Raw genomic sequence first — 14378 nt, 5'->3', positions numbered from 1 at the left:
AGCGACAACTATATCTAAGTCAAGTACTGAGGTCCGCTCTGGTCGGCGAACCCGCGCGGACGCCGACGAAGAGCCCGGGGCTGTTCGGGCGGCCGTCGGCCAGCGAGAAGCCGGGCACGAACTCGGCGGTGCAGCCGGCCCGCTCGAAGGCGGCCTCGTACTGCTCCCGGGTGAGCAGGTACTTGACGACGACGTCGCTGAACTCCCGGAACCCGGCCGAGTCCACGATCGTGAACCTGATCTCCACCCGGCTCCTGTCCCCGTGTCTCGCCGAGTGCGTCAGCCGGGAGACCACCCGCCCGTCCTCCCTGAACAGATGCCCTGCGGCGTGCCCGTCGAGGAAGTTGTCGGGGAAGTACCACGGTTCGACGATGAGGACCCCGCCCGGGGCGAGGTGCGCCGACATCCTGGCGACCGAGCCGGCCACCTGCTCGGGCGACTCCGCCTCGGCGAGGCCGCTGCCCATGCAGACGACCACGTCGAAGGTCCGGTCGAGCTCGAAGTCCCGCATGTCGCCGGCGTGCACCGCGACGCCGGGCAGCCGTCCGCGCGCGACGTCCCGCATGGCGGGCGAGTGGTCGAGCCCTTCCACGTGCTCGAAGTGCTCGGCGAGCCTCTCCAGATGGGCGCCGGTGCCGCACGCGACGTCGAGCAGGGACCGCGCTCCCGGAAACCGGGAGCGGACCAGGCGGTTCAGCCCCTCGGCCTCCGCCTCGAAGTCCTTCCCGCGGCTGCGGAACACGGAATCGTAGAGTTCGGCGTGCGCCGCTCCGTAGCTCATCGGCGGGCCTCCCGGCGTCAACCTTGATCCACCCCCCGTTGCATGCACCCCAAAGTACTTTATATTCATAGAGTAACTCTCCGGCCGGGCCGGACCACGGCGGGCTGCCGCCGGAAGGGAGCAGGGGCCGATGGACGCGCAGCAGTCCGCGCTCTTCCTCTTCGAGGAGGCGATGGGGTTCACCTACTCGGCCGCGCTGCGCGCGGCGGCCGAACTCGGAGTGGCCGACCACCTGGCCGACGGCCCGCGCACGACGGCCGAGCTCGCCGCCGCAACCGGGACGGCGCAGGGCGCGCTGTACCGGATCCTGCGCCTGCTCGCCGCACGGGACGTGGTGCGCGAGGAGGAGCCCAGGCGGTTCCGGCTGACCGCCAGGGGCGACGCGCTGCGCGCCGGAGCGCCGATGTCCGCCCGCGCGGGGATCCTGATGTTCACCGACCGGATGTTCTGGACCGTCGCCCACGAGGCCGCGACCGTCGCCCGGGACGAGGCGACGACGTTCGAGCAGCTCTTCGGCACGACGATCGGCGGGTACTTCGCGGAGAACGCCGACACCGAGGCGCTCTTCTACGACGGCATGGCGACGGTCTCCGAGGCCGAGAACGCCCTCGTCGCCGGAAGCTACGCGTTCCCCTCGACCGGCACGGTCGTCGACGTCGGCGGCGGGAAGGGCGGGTTCCTGCGCGCCGTGCTGCGCGAGAACCCGGGGCTGCACGGGGTCCTCCTCGACCGGGAGGAGCACGTGCTCGGCCACCACCTGCTGGGCGGCGACGACATCGCCGGCCGCTGGCAGATCGCCGACGGGGACTTCTTCTCCTCCGTCCCCGCCGCGGACGTCTACCTGATCAAGCGGATCCTGCACAACTGGGACGACGAGAAGTGCGTGTCGATCCTGCGCAACTGCCGCCGGGCGATGAAGCCGGACGGGCGGGTCCTCGCCGTCGACGCGATCATCCCGGCCGGCAACGGGGCCCACCAGAGCAAGCCGATGGACTTCATGATGCTCGCGGCGCGCACCGGGCAGGAGCGCACCGAGGCGGAACTGCACCCGCTCTTCGAGGCCGCCGGCCTGCGGCTCGCCCGCGTCGTGCCCACCGCCTCGGTCATGTCGATCGCCGAGGGCGTGCCGCGCTGACCGCCGCCCGGGCGGGCGGGCCGGTCAGTCGGGCGGGTCGAGCCAGATGCAGGCCGCGTCGAGCCAGCGGTCCACCTGCGGCAGCGGCAGGCCGTTGCGCACGCGCGCGCTGGTCATGTGGGGGATGGTCGGCTCGCAGGCCAGGACGGGCACGATCGCGGCGTCCTCGATGACCTGCCGGTCGATCCGGTGCCACAGCTCCTCCGCCCGCACCGGGTCCTGTTCGGACAGGGCCTCCTCGATGAGCCGGTCGACCTCGGGGTTGCGGTACCCGCCGTAGTTGCTGGTGCCGGCGGCGAAGTTGGACTGGAACATCGGCTGGACGTAGGCGCGGCCGTTGTTCCCGAACCAGTCGGGCGTCCACGCCGCCGCCGTGATGTCCCACTCGCCCGCCTCGGCCATGGCCGGGTTCTGCAGGAACCGGTAGTACTCGTCGGGCTGGCTGATCAACCGCAGCTCGACCGTGAACCCCGCCTTCTCCAGGTCGGCGGCGTAGTACCGCGCGATGTCGGCGTGGGGGGCGTCGGCACGGTAGAGGGCCTTGAGGGTGAGCCCGTCGGGGTACCCGGCCTCGGCGAGCAGCGCCCGCGCCCTCGCCGGGTCGCCGTGGTCGCCCGGCGTCGGATAGCGGTCGTACTCGCGGTGCCCGAAGTTTCCCGGCGGGATCGCCGTGTGCGCCGTCCGGGTCACCGTCCCGAGGTCCATGTCGTCGAGCAGCCTGACCATGGACGCCTTGTCGACGGCGTACGCGACGGCTCTGCGCACCCTGACGTCGCGCAGCGCCCCGCCCTCGTTCGGGCTCCTCATGTTGAACACCAGATAGGGGTTCATCGCGTACCCGAGATGCCGGTCCGCGTCCGGGGGGCGGCGGTCCTCGCTGATGACCGGCGCGCCCCACGAGAGATCGGCCTCGCCGCTCCGGATCGCCTCCCGCACCCGGTCGTCGTCGACGCGCGCCATCCGCACGTCCAGGCCGTCGACGTACTGGTGCCGCAGCGGATCGGTGTCCTGCCGCCACACCGGGTTCCGCTCCATCGTCAGGAAGCGGCCGTTCTCGTAGCCGGTGAGGCGGTAGGGGCCGTTGGAGCGGATGTTCGCGACGAACTCGGCGCTGTCCGGAACGAACGCGTCGTACTCGCGCGGCGCGGCGGACGCGAACATCATCGACAGGAGGTTCAGCAGGTCGTTGGCGGGCCGCACCAGCTCGACGACCAGGGTGCGGTCGCCGTCGGCGCGCAGTCCGGAGATGTCGTGCGCGTTCTGGTAGCCGGCCAGGTCGGCGGCCGAGGGAATGCGTCCGGCGAACTCCCGCCGGTAGCCCTCGGCGAACTCGGCCATCCCCTTGATCGTGCTCGTGTAGTAGGCGATCGCTCCCGCGCCGGCCACCGGATTGCACATCCGCTTGAAGCCGCGCACGAAGTCCTCCGCCGCCACCTCGCGCGGCGGGTCGGTGTCCCACATGACGCCCTCGCGCAGGCGGATGCGGTACACGAGCCCGTCCGGGCTCTTGCCGCCGTTGGCGACCGTCGGGGACTCCGCGGCGACGTCGGGGACCGGGGTCAGGGCGCTCTCGTCCACCGCCGTCGGGTAGCCGAACAACTGCCGGGCGAACAGCCTGATGATCTGATGCGAAAAGGCGTAATAGGCGCACGCGGGATCGACATGGTCCATTCCGCCCGGTCCGAAGTAGCGGAGTACACCGCCGTAACGAGGCTCCACACCGATCCCCTTCCCGCACGTCGCCGGGCCCCGCGGCAGCCGGCGCCCCACCTGTCCCACGCCGGAGATTACCATCGTTTCTTAAAGCTCCATAGGGACGCCGTGCCCCTGCCGGCCCAGCCCGCGACTCCCCCGCGGACAGGCAGGTCGCCCTTCCCGGCAGCCGCCGGCCACCGCGCACACCTCGGCCCATGGCAGCGGACCGCCCGTCGGGCGGGGCCCCGTGCACGGTTCCGGCGTCGGCGGCCGGAATGCCCTCATCCGGGACCCAATGGCCAAGTAACTTCAAAAACATATTGTATTGTGAGGGGGACTGGTCATCCGCACGTGGAGGGGGTCACTCGTGACACAGTCCGTGAAGCCCGGCGAGCGCAGCGTCCCGGGCCCGGCCGCGACGGCGAACGGCGGATCGCCGCGGCGGCTCCGCGACGCGCCATGGGAGAGCATCCGCGAGCTGTTCGCGCTGGATCCGACCACGACCCACCTCAACACCGGCACCGTGGGCGCGATGCCCTACGAGGTGCTCGACACGATGGACCGGGTGACCCGCGAGTGGACCGGCGGGCTCGCCGACGTCTACAAGCCGTCCGGCTACTACGAGCACCGCGCCCTCATCGGCCGGGCGTTCGGCGTCGACCAGGACGAGATCGTGATCTGCCACAACGCCACCGAGGGCGTCGCCCGCATCATCCAGGGGCTCGACCTGCACGAGGGCGACGAGGTGGTCACCACGAGCCACGAGTGCTACTCGGTGCTCTCGAACTTCAACCTCGTCCGGAACCGGTACGGCCTGACGATCAAGACGCTGACCATGCCGACCGGCTACGACGTCACGGCCGACGAGATCGTCGAGCTCTTCGAGGCGGCCATCACCCCCCGCACCAAGGTGCTCGCGTTCGCCGGGATCACCCTGTTCACCGGCACGATGATGCCGATGCGCAGGCTGTGCGAGCTGGCGCAGCGGCACGGCCTCACCACAGTGATCGACGGCGCGCTGCTCCCCGGCCTCGTGAACCTGGACATGCGGGCGCTCGGCGCCGACTTCATCGCGTGCTCGGGGTCGAAGTTCCAGTGCGGCCCGCTGGGCACCGGCATCCTCTACCTCCGCAACAAGGTCTTCCCCGAGTACAACCCGCTACCGCTGCCGACGTTCTGGCCGGTGATCTCCACCTGGTACCCGATGATCGGCAGTCCCCCACCGCGGACGAGGACGTCGGTCGAGAGCGACGACACCGCCCTGTACGTGCAGAGCGCCGGCAGCGCGAGCATCGCCAGGGGCGCCGCGCTGGCGCGGGCCTGCGAGATCTGGGACGAGATCGGCCGGGACCGCATCGAGAGGCGCGCGATGGAGCTCGGCGACCACGCCCGGGGGCGCCTCGTCGAGGCCTTCGGCAAGGAATCGATCTTCTCGCCCGGGGAGGATCCGCTGCTGAAGTCCCCCCTCATCGCCTTCAACCCGTTCCGCGACCCCGAGGCCGCCTGGAACATCAAGAAGTTCACCGCGTTCACCGACCGGCTGGAGCGCGAGCACCGCATCTGGATCCGGTGGACCGAGTTCGACGTCCCGGGCTCGCCGCACCAGCACTACGCGGCCCGGGTCTGCACCCACCTGTTCAACACCCGCGAGGAGATCGACCAGGCGATCGGCATCATGGCCCGCCTCGGCGAGGAGATGTCATGACCGTCTCCGACCGCCCCCAGGCCGCCCTCCGGAGCCAGGACGGGCCGCGGGTCGGCGGAACGCTCCGCCTCCGCGGCCCGGCCCCCGTGCACCGCCTCGACCCCTCGGCCTCCCACCAGGCGCCCGCCGACCAGGTCATCAGGCTTTTCGCCCGGCAGCTGTTCGGCTACGCGCCCGCGCCCGACCTGCGCGACTGGCGGGCCATCGCCCCGGCGCCCGACCTCGCGACCGACGTCCCGTCCACCTACAACACCGGGATGGGCGCGCGGCACACGAACTACGTGGTCCACCTGCGCCGCGGCGTGTTCTGGGACACCGAGCCCGCCCGGGAGGTCACGGCCCACGACGTCGTGCGCGGGCTGAAGCGGCTGGCCAACCCGCTCACGAGGCCCGCCGCCCTGCCCTACTTCACCAGCACGATCAGGGGCATGGCGCAATACTGCGAGGACTACGCCGCGGCGATCCGCCGCGACGACCCGACCGCCGAGGAACTCGCCGCCTTCCAGAACTCCCACGACATCCCCGGCGTCCTCGTCCTGGACGACGAGTCGCTGGTCATCGAGCTCGTGCGGCCCGCCATCGACTTCGCCGCCATCATGGCCCTGCCGTGCGCATCGCCCGCCCCGGTCGAGTACGACGCGTTCTTGCCCGGCAGCCCGGAGCTGCACCGCAACCTCCGGAGCAACGGGCCGTACCGGCCGGTCCGCCTGGTTCCGGGCCGTGAGCTGCGGCTCGAACCCAATCCCGTCTGGCGGCAGGAGTCCGATCCGCTCCGGCACCGGTACCTGGACGGCATCGAGGTCGCCGTCGAGGACGCGGCGCCCGAGCACGTCGCCGCGCGGGTCGCGTCGGGCGCGGCCGACCTGCCGTGGGGCGTGCGGGTCGCCGAGCCGCACGGCGCCGAGCCGGCCGATCCGGGCGACGGCCTCGGCCTCTCCCTCGACCCCTACCTCGTCTTCAACCTGCGGAGTCCCGCCGCGGGCGGCGCGCTGGCCGACGTCAGGGTGCGCCGGGCGCTGTCGTACGCGATCGACAAGGCGGCGATCGCCGACCTGTACCGGCGGTCCGGCCGCGGCGCGCTGGTGCGGACCGCGGGCTCCGTCGTGCCGCCGGGCAACGACGCGCACCAGGAGCTCGACCTCTACGCGACACCCGGGAGCCGCGGAGACGCGTCCAGGTGCCGGGCGCTGCTCGCCGAGGCGGGCCACGGGAGCGGCCTGGCGCTCACCGCGGTCCATCTCGACACCGGCCTGGACGCCGCGGTCGCGCGCTCGTACGCGTCCGACCTGGAGAAGGCGGGCGTCGCCGTCCGGCTCGTGGCGCTCGACCACGACGCCCGCGACGCTCTCCTCGGGGATCCGCGCCGGGCGGCGGCGGGCGAGTGGGACGTCGCGGCCGCGGCGTGGTCGCCGGACTGGTACCCGGCCAACGGCCGGGTCTTCCTCCAGCCGATGTTCCAGTCGAGCGACTCCCGCAACTCCGCGAACCGCGGCCGCTACCGCCGTCCGGAGGTCGACAGCCTCATCGAGCGGGCGCTCGCCACGATCGAGGAGCCGGCGCGGTCGACCGCGGCGTGGAACGAGGCCGAGCGGACGGTGCTGGAGGACGCCGCGGTCGTGCCCGTGCTGTTCCAGCGGCCGGCCGTCCCGGGCCTGCGCGGCCCGCGGGTTCGGGGCGCGGTCCCGATGCCCGCGCTCGGCCATGCCTACGACCTCGCCGGCGTCTGGCTCGACCCGCCGGACGACCCGCCGGACGACCCCGCGGAGTGACGGCGGCGGACCGAACGGCGGCGACCAGGGAGCACGGAATGCGTGAAGAGGTGGTGACCGAGTACCTCAGCCTCGGGCTGCGGTTCGGCAGGCTCGCCGACGGGTTCGTCGACTCCTGGTACGGCGACCCCGAGCTGTCGCGCCGGGTGGACGCCGAACCGAGGCCGGACGCGTCCGGGCTGGCCGCGCAGTCGGCCGACCTGCTGGCCGCACTCGCGGACAGCGGTCTGGCCGAGCCGCGGCGCCGGTTCCTGTCCGCGCAGCTCGCCGCGCTGAACTGCGCGGCCCGCCGGATGGCCGGGGAGGAGATCCCGTTCCGGGACGAGGTCCGGACCTACTTCGAGGTCGACATCGAACCGGGCGAACCCGACCGCTACGCGGAGATCCACGACGCGATCGGCGCGCTGCTGCCGGGGCCGGGCGACTTGCGCGCCCGGACCGCGGCGTTCTACGAGCGCAACGCCGTCCCCCCGGAGCGGCTGGCGCGGGCCGTCCAGGCGGTGTCCGACGAACTGCGCGCCATGACCCGCACGGTGTTCGGCCTGCCGGAGCGGGAGAGCGTCGAATACGTGGTGGTGCGCGACAAGCCCTGGAACGCCTACAACCGCTACCTCGGCGGTTTCCGCTCCAGGGTGGAGCTCAACGCGGAGGCGGGGCGCACCATCGCCGCCCTGCCGCTGCTGGCGATCCACGAGGCCTACCCCGGCCACCACACCGAGCACTGCCGCAAGGAGGCCGGGCTCGTCGACGGCGCGGGCCACGGGGAGCACCTGATCTCGCTGGTCAACACCCCGCAGTGCCTCATGGCCGAGGGGACGGCCGAGATGGCCGACGCGGCGGTGCCGGGCCCGGGCTGGGGCCGCTGGACGGCCGGCATCCTGGCCGACGCGGGCGTCCGGGTCGAGGGAGAGCTCGTGGAGGAGGTCCTGCGGCTGATCCGGCTGCTGATGCCCGCCCGCCAGGACGCGGCCCTCATGCTCCACGACCGCGGAGCAGACCCCGACGAGGTCACCGGGTATCTGGAACGGTGGCTCCTGGTGCCTCCCGACCACGCCCGGCGGATGACGCGGTTCCTCACCGACCCGCTCTGGCGCGCCTACTCGGTGACGTACATCGAGGGCCCGCGGCTCGTGGGCGCGTGGCTCGACGCCGGGACGGGCGGCACCTCCCTCGTCGAGCGGTACCGGAGGCTCCTGGACGAACCGCTGCTGCCGTCCGATCTGCGCGCCGACCTGGAGGCCGCGGACCCCCCGGGCGTCAGAACAGGTGCTCGATGATGCGCTGAACGGTCGCGGCGGGGGTGGGCAGCGCCGCCATCTCCTGCCGTACCTCCGCCGTGGCGGCGCGTACGCCCTCGTCGGTCATCAGCCGGGTCAGCAGGGCGGAGTCGACGTCCTCGCGTTCGCTGACGAACCCGATGCCCCGCTTCCGCACCGCCTCCAGGGTCGTGTGCTGGAACAGGTCCCTGGGGTCGGGGGTGATGAGCTGCGGGATGCCGGCGTCGATCGCGGTCAGGGCCGTTCCGCCGCCGCCGTGGTGGACGATGGCGGTGCACGTGCCCAGCAGGAAGTGCAGCGGGATCCAGCCGACGGAGCTGACGTTGTCCGGCAGCGGGCCGAGCGAGGCGATGTCGACCCCGCCGAGCGCCAGCACGAACTCCGCGTCGACGCCGGCGGCCGCGTCGATGATCGTGCGCATGGTCCCGGTGCCGAGCATCTGCAACTCGACCGTGCCCATGCTCACGGCGACGCGCGGCCGCTCCGGGCGGCGGAGCAGCCGGTCTCCGACGACCGACCCCCCGCTGTGCGGCAGCCAGCGCATGAACCAGCCCTCCGGCTGCTCCCCCGCGAGCATGCTGGGCGGGAACTCCTCGATGGTGACGGCGGGCTTGGAGATGGACACGCCGTACCGCTCGCAGACGTCGGGCAGGTAGGCCGCGGCCGCCTCGTGCATGCCCCGGGTGCGCCAGGCGCTCACGTTCCGCTGAACGGCGGGCGCCCCGGCGCGCGCCGCCGCGAACAGGCCGGCGGTGGTGCCCTGGTCGTAGACCACCAGGTCCGGGCCCCAGTCGTCGGTCAACGCCATGATCCCGTCGATCAGAGGCCGGTTGATCGCGGCGAACCCGGGCCCCCACTCGTCGAGGTCGATCGCCGGCTTGGTCGCGACCGTCCGGACGAACTCCGGGTGCTCGCGGGCCAGCCGCTCGTTGACGGCCTCCATGCTGAAGCCGGGCGCGGCGTCGACGATCTCCACACCGGAGCCCGCCGCGCCCTCGGTGGGCCCCGCGATCGTGGCGATCACCTCGTGGCCCGCCGTACGGAACGCCCAGGCGAGGTGGACGAGCGGGAAGAAGTGACCGAGACCTGGGTGAGAACAGAACATCACGCGCATATTCGGAAGATCCCTTCTGCCCCGTGCCCCCGCCCCCGACGGGACCGGACGGCGCCCGGGTACCGTGGCAACGCGGACTTACTACATGAATTTAAACTACGATCTTCCTCGGTTCAATATCCGCGGCGGCACGGGGGCCGCTCACCAGGTGACCGGGAGCTCGCGCACCCCGTAGATGTTCGCCTTCTCCTTGAACGACAGCGCGCCGAACGGCACCGCCGGCCGCAGGCCCGGCAGGCGCCGGAAGAGGGCGTCGAAGACGATCTGCAGCTCCATCCTCGCCAGGCGGTGCCCGAGGCACCGGTGCCGGCCGACGCCGAACGCCAGGTGCCGCCCGCCGCCGCGCCCGGGGTCGAACTCGTCGGGGCGCTCGAACACCTCCGGGTCTCGGTTGGCGGCCGGGCCGACCACGACCACGCCCTCCCCCGCCCGCACCGTGACGCCGCCCACCTCGACGTCCGCCAGCGCCGTGCGCGCGGTCGAGGCGTTGACGACCGTCAGGTACCGCAGCAGCTCGTCGACGGCGAGCGGCGTCCTGGCGGGGTCGGCGAGCATCCACGCGAGCTGGTCCGGATGCTCCAGCAGGGTCAGGGCGCCGAGCGCGATCATGTCGGCGGTGGTGGAGTGCCCGGCGACGAGCAGCACGAACGCCATGCTCACGACCGCCTCGCGGTCGGGCGCGCCCTCCCGTCGCCCCCGGAGGATGAGGCGGCCGAGGAGGTCGTCGGGCGGATCGCGCTCCTTGTCGGCCACCAGCTCGGCCAGCAGCGACCGTATCTCGTGCGCCGCCCGGGTGCGCTCCGCGGCCGGGGTGGCGTGGCTGAACATCCGCCCGGTGCGCTCCTCGAAGTGGCCGTGCACGCGGTAGGGCAGCCCGAGAAGCTCGCAGATCACCAGCGACGGCACCGGGACCGCGAGTTCGCGCACCAGGTCGACCGGGCGCGGGGCGGCCGCCATCAGCTCCAGCCGCCGGTCGACGATCTCCTGGACGCGCGGGCGCAGCGCCTCCGTCCGCCCGGGCGAGAACTCGGCGCGGACGGACCGCCGGGCGGCCGTGTGCTCGGGCGGGTCCATCCAGTTCATCGGCGGCCGGAAGTCCTGGAAGGACGCCTGCCGCTCCTCCTCGGTGACGGGGGCGAACCGGGGGAAGCCCTCGCGGCGGCGGTCGACGCTCATCCTCGGGTCGGCGAGGACCCGCCGCGCGTCCTCGTGCCGCGCGACCAGCCACGCCGAGTTCCCCCCGGCCATGCGGACGCGGACCGCGCGCCCGTGCGATCGCAGCCGCTCGTACTCCGGCGGCAGGTTGAACGGGCACGCGCGCGGGACGGGGAAGACGCCGCCGGCGGCCGCGGGCTCGGTCGTCATCGGAACCCCCGATCGACTCGGTACTATGAAAATATATACCGAGTGGGCTCCGGAGTCGGGTGCGGAACCCGATCGACCGTGCGGAGAGGTCGGGCTCAGTCGCGCCCGGCGTAGGCGTTTCCGGCGTACCAGTCGCCGCGTCCGCCGGGAAGCAGGTCGAGCACGTTCCAGACCGGGGAGAGCAGGTCGATGCCGCGCTGGGCGCCGTCGAGGAAGTCGGCCGGAAGCGTGTAGAAGTGGCGGACCTCCCCGTCCTCGCGGGCCAGGACGCTGATCATGGGCCGCTGCGCGCCGTCCGGGCGCTCGGCCTGCATGTCGGCGTTGAACGACGTGCCGTGGCTGGACAGGACGCGCACGTCGCCCCACCCCCTCCGCCGGGCCCAGGCGCGCAGCTTCGGCAGGGGCGCCTTGCCGATGACGGCGAAGGCGGTGTGCTGCGCCAGGTGCGCGGCGACGCCGTTGAATCCGTCCACCCACATCGAGCACATCGGGCAGGCGGCCTCGTCGTCGGGGTGGTACATGAGGTGGTAGACGACCAGGGTCTCGTGGTCGCCGAACAGGTCGCGGAGGGACACCGGCTCGGCCGGCTCGTCCTTCTCGAGGTCCGCAGGGCCCTCGGTGAGGGTGTAGTCGCCGAGCACGGCGCCCCGGGGCATCCGGCGCCGCGCGGCGGCGACCTCCTCGACCCGGTCGCGCAGCAGCCTTTCGGCTCTCGCCAGTTCGACCCGCGCGTCGATGTACTCCCGGCTCGTCCCGACCGGCCACATCGGCGCGATCTCCGGCTCGTCGTCGCTCATCACTGGCCCCTTCGAGTCCGTCGGCGGCAAGGGTCAATTCGACATCGGACTCTACGATAATGAGCCCGCCGGCGCGCGCGGTTCCGTCCCATCCGGCGGCGAGGCGGCCGAGCGGAACACGCCGCCCCGGCCGCCCCGGCGCGGCTAATACAGGACAGGATCCGCCGATACGCCGCGAACTGCGACAAAGCAACTGGTTCGCATAACCACCACGGAATGCCTCTCGGCAGGGCCCGGGAGAGTTGAAGGGAAACGCACTGGATGTTAAGCTCGCTATTACGACAATTGTCGACTAAGCCAATATTCTCAGACGCCCGAATGCGAGGCACAGGAGGCGGGGATGGCCGGGACCGCGGTGGCCGAGGTGATGGCCGAGCTGGCCGGACTGGAGGACCCCAAGGCGCGCGAGGTGAACGAGAAGCGCGGCGACGACCACGCCGTGAACCTCGGCAAGCTGCGCGCGCTCGCGAAACGGCTGAAGACGCAGCAGGACCTCGCGCGCGAGCTCTGGAAGACCGATGACAGTTCGGCGAGGCTGCTGGCGACCCTGGTCTGCCGCCCCAAGGAGTTCGAGCGCGACGAGCTGGACGCCATGCTGCGCGAGTCGCGCACCCCCAAGGTGCAGGACTGGCTCGTGAACTACGTGGTGAAGAAGAGCCCGCACGCCGAGGAGCTGCGCCTGGCGTGGCTCGACGACGCGGATCCGGTGGTCGCGAGCGCCGGCTGGGCGCTGACCACCGAGCGCGTGATGCGCAGGCCCGACGGCCTCGACCTCGGCAAGCTGCTCGACGTCATCGAGGCGGAGATGAAGGACGCCCCGGACCGCCTGCAGTGGGCGATGAACGACTGCCTGGGCAACATCGGGATCAAGCACGAGGAGCACCGCGCCCGCGCGATCGAGATCGGCGAGCGCCTGGAGGTGCTCAAGGACTACCCCACTCCCCCGAACTGCACGTCTCCCTTCGTGCCCATCTGGATCAACGAAGTGGTGGGCAGGAAGAAGGGGAAGTAGGAGGTCCGCGCCTCCGGGCCCCGCTCAGGCGGCGAGGACCGCCGACAGCTCCAGGGGACGGATCGCGCGCGCGGGGAAGTCGCAGTACCAGAGACGGCGGCCGTCCCACGTCAGCCCGGTGGGGCGGCCGGGGACGGGCAGGGCCCCCAGATGCTCCCCCGTCTTCGGGTCCATGGCGCGGAGCACGGCGTCGTCGAAGTCGCCGTAGACGACCACCCCGTCGGCGTACGTGAGGCCGGAAGGCGACTCCCCGCCCGCCGGGAACTCCCGCAGAACGGTCATGGTGTCGCGGTCGCGGACCTGCACCACGGTCGGACCGCGCAGGCACATGTACACGCCCTCCGGCCCGTACTCGATCCCGGTCAGCCTGCCGCTCGCGGGGAGCACCTCCTTCTCCCCGGTGATCCGGCCGTCCTCGGGGTCGATCAGGACGATCCGCTTGGGGCGGCCGCCGACCTGGCACAGGCGGGCGCCGTCGTAGGCCAGGTCCGCCCGCACCCTCTCGCACGCGAACGTCCTGCGCACCCCGCCGGTCGCCGGGTCGATCGCGAAGATCTTCTCCGCGTCCTGGTCGGAGTGCCACAGCAGGGCGCCGTCCCAGGTCAGCCCGCACATGTAGGCGGCAGGGGCGGGCAGGGCGCCGGTGCCCGCGGCCGTCGCCGCCGTCTCACCCGATGTCATGTCCCCTCGCTTTCCGGCCGTCCGCGGCCGTCGTGACGCCTGTGGGTACCAGCGACCGCCGGGGCGCGCCCGCGACGGCGTCCAGCCACCACGGGCTCTCCCTCGCCCACGCGATCGTCCTGCCGAGGCCGGCCCGCAGCGGGGTGCGGCTGCGCCAGCCGAGCAGCTCCCCGGCCTTCCCGACGTCCGGGACGCGCCGGGGGATGTCCTCGTAGGCGCTGCCCAGCGCCGAGTCCGTGCTCACGCGGATCGGGGCGAACTCCGTCCCGGCCAGCCGGGTCACCAGCCGGACGGCGTCGGCCACGGAGGTCTCCCGGTCGCTGCCGACGTTGAAGCACTCGCCGTCGGCGATCTCGGCGGCGCCCACCCGCAGCGTGGCGTCCACCGCGTCCTCGACGTAGGTGAAGCAGCGCGTCTGGGCGCCGTCGTCGTACAGCAGCGGCGGCAGCCCGCGCAGCACCCGGTGCACGGTCTTGCTGATCACGTAGGCCGGGCGCTGCCGCGGCCCGTAGACGTTGAAGTACCGCACGACCGAGGCGCGCAGGCCCCGGTGGCGGGCGTAGGCGACGACCATGTGCTCGGCGACGGACTTGCTCGCGGAGTAGGACCATCGGTCGGCGGTGACGCTGCCCAGCACCCGGTCCGCGTCCTCCGCCCAGGGGACGTCGGGGTTCTTGCCGTAGATCTCGCTGGTGCTGGAGACCACGACCTTCACGCCGGCGTCCGCCGCCGCGCGCAGCACGTTGCGGGTGCCGGAGACGGCGACGTCGATCACTTCGAGCGGGTCGTCGAGGTACTGGTCCACCCCGACCATCGCGCTGAGGTGGTAGACGGTGCGCACGTCCGGGCCGATGGCGCCGGCGAGCGCCCGCTCGTCGCGGATGTCGGCCCTGATGTGGCGGACGGGGGTCTCGCCGCAGTCCAGGTCGGGCGGCAGGGCCGCGGGGTCGTAGACGACGACGTCCTCACCCTGGCGCGCGAGGCGCTCCACGAGGTGGCTGCCGATGAAGCCACAGCCGCCGGTGACCACGACCGCCATCGGTCATC

At 72.4% G+C, this 14378-nt stretch carries 12 protein-coding genes; 5 read left to right on the top strand and 7 right to left on the bottom strand.

What is annotated here, in order from left to right:
• Positions 1–19: 19 nt before the first annotated feature.
• Positions 20–781: a class I SAM-dependent methyltransferase gene (locus tag BKA00_RS07935; RefSeq protein WP_185024297.1), complete on the bottom strand. Its 762-nt coding sequence runs from the start codon at positions 779–781 to the stop codon at positions 20–22.
• 130 nt (positions 782–911) lie between these two features.
• On the opposite strand from BKA00_RS07935, the gene BKA00_RS07930 reads away from it, so the two are divergent.
• Complete coding sequence (locus BKA00_RS07930) at positions 912–1916, top strand: methyltransferase (protein ID WP_185024296.1); 1005 nt, start codon at positions 912–914, stop codon at positions 1914–1916.
• A gap of 24 nt (positions 1917–1940) precedes the next feature.
• Here BKA00_RS07930 and BKA00_RS07925 read toward each other — a convergent pair whose 3' ends face one another.
• Positions 1941–3635, bottom strand: coding sequence for an ABC transporter substrate-binding protein (locus BKA00_RS07925; protein ID WP_221493058.1), 1695 nt, complete (start codon positions 3633–3635; stop codon positions 1941–1943).
• Between the two features lie 343 nt (positions 3636–3978).
• Between BKA00_RS07925 and BKA00_RS07920 the strand changes: the two genes are divergently transcribed.
• The 3 genes from BKA00_RS07920 to BKA00_RS07910 are packed head-to-tail and all read left to right on the top strand — an operon-like array spanning position 3979 to position 8362.
• On the top strand, positions 3979–5316 hold the full coding sequence (locus BKA00_RS07920; RefSeq protein WP_221493057.1) for an aminotransferase class V-fold PLP-dependent enzyme: 1338 nt from the start codon (positions 3979–3981) through the stop codon (positions 5314–5316).
• Positions 5313–7085, top strand: coding sequence for an ABC transporter substrate-binding protein (locus BKA00_RS07915; RefSeq protein ID WP_185024294.1), 1773 nt, complete (start codon positions 5313–5315; stop codon positions 7083–7085). Before BKA00_RS07920 ends, BKA00_RS07915 begins: the two co-directional genes overlap by 4 nt.
• Before the next feature lie 38 nt (positions 7086–7123).
• Positions 7124–8362, top strand: coding sequence for a DUF885 domain-containing protein (locus BKA00_RS07910; protein WP_185024293.1), 1239 nt, complete (start codon positions 7124–7126; stop codon positions 8360–8362).
• Here BKA00_RS07910 and BKA00_RS07905 read toward each other — a convergent pair.
• From BKA00_RS07905 to BKA00_RS07895, 3 genes are all read right to left on the bottom strand, one after another.
• Entirely contained in the window at positions 8343–9467 is a 1125-nt protein-coding gene (locus tag BKA00_RS07905) for a nucleotide disphospho-sugar-binding domain-containing protein (RefSeq protein ID WP_221493056.1), read from the bottom strand. The two genes, BKA00_RS07910 and BKA00_RS07905, sit on opposite strands and share 20 nt — an antisense overlap.
• Before the next feature lie 150 nt (positions 9468–9617).
• Positions 9618–10841: a cytochrome P450 gene (locus BKA00_RS07900; RefSeq protein ID WP_185024291.1), complete on the bottom strand. Its 1224-nt coding sequence runs from the start codon at positions 10839–10841 to the stop codon at positions 9618–9620.
• Between the two features lie 95 nt (positions 10842–10936).
• Entirely contained in the window at positions 10937–11638 is a 702-nt protein-coding gene (locus tag BKA00_RS07895) for a DUF899 family protein (protein WP_185024290.1), read from the bottom strand.
• Between the two features lie 340 nt (positions 11639–11978).
• On the opposite strand from BKA00_RS07895, the gene BKA00_RS07890 reads away from it, so the two are divergent.
• A complete protein-coding gene (locus BKA00_RS07890; RefSeq protein ID WP_185024289.1) occupies positions 11979–12650 on the top strand; it encodes a DNA alkylation repair protein in 672 nt (223 codons plus the stop codon).
• 24 nt (positions 12651–12674) lie between these two features.
• Here BKA00_RS07890 and BKA00_RS07885 read toward each other — a convergent pair whose 3' ends face one another.
• Together BKA00_RS07885 and BKA00_RS07880 are read right to left on the bottom strand one after the other, a co-directional pair.
• Positions 12675–13331 (bottom strand): NHL repeat-containing protein, encoded by a 657-nt coding sequence (locus tag BKA00_RS07885; protein WP_185024288.1) that lies wholly within the window; start codon positions 13329–13331, stop codon positions 12675–12677.
• On the bottom strand, positions 13318–14370 hold the full coding sequence (locus tag BKA00_RS07880; protein WP_185024287.1) for an NAD-dependent epimerase/dehydratase family protein: 1053 nt from the start codon (positions 14368–14370) through the stop codon (positions 13318–13320). The genes BKA00_RS07885 and BKA00_RS07880 overlap by 14 nt, the downstream gene beginning before the upstream one ends.
• Between the last annotated feature and the right edge of the window lie 8 nt (positions 14371–14378).

This window comes from Actinomadura coerulea, from assembly GCF_014208105.1.
Taxonomy (GTDB): Bacteria; Actinomycetota; Actinomycetes; order Streptosporangiales; family Streptosporangiaceae; genus Spirillospora; species Spirillospora coerulea.
The sequence above is the reverse complement of the archived record's forward strand: the minus strand, read 5'-3'. Positions and strand labels throughout refer to the sequence as shown.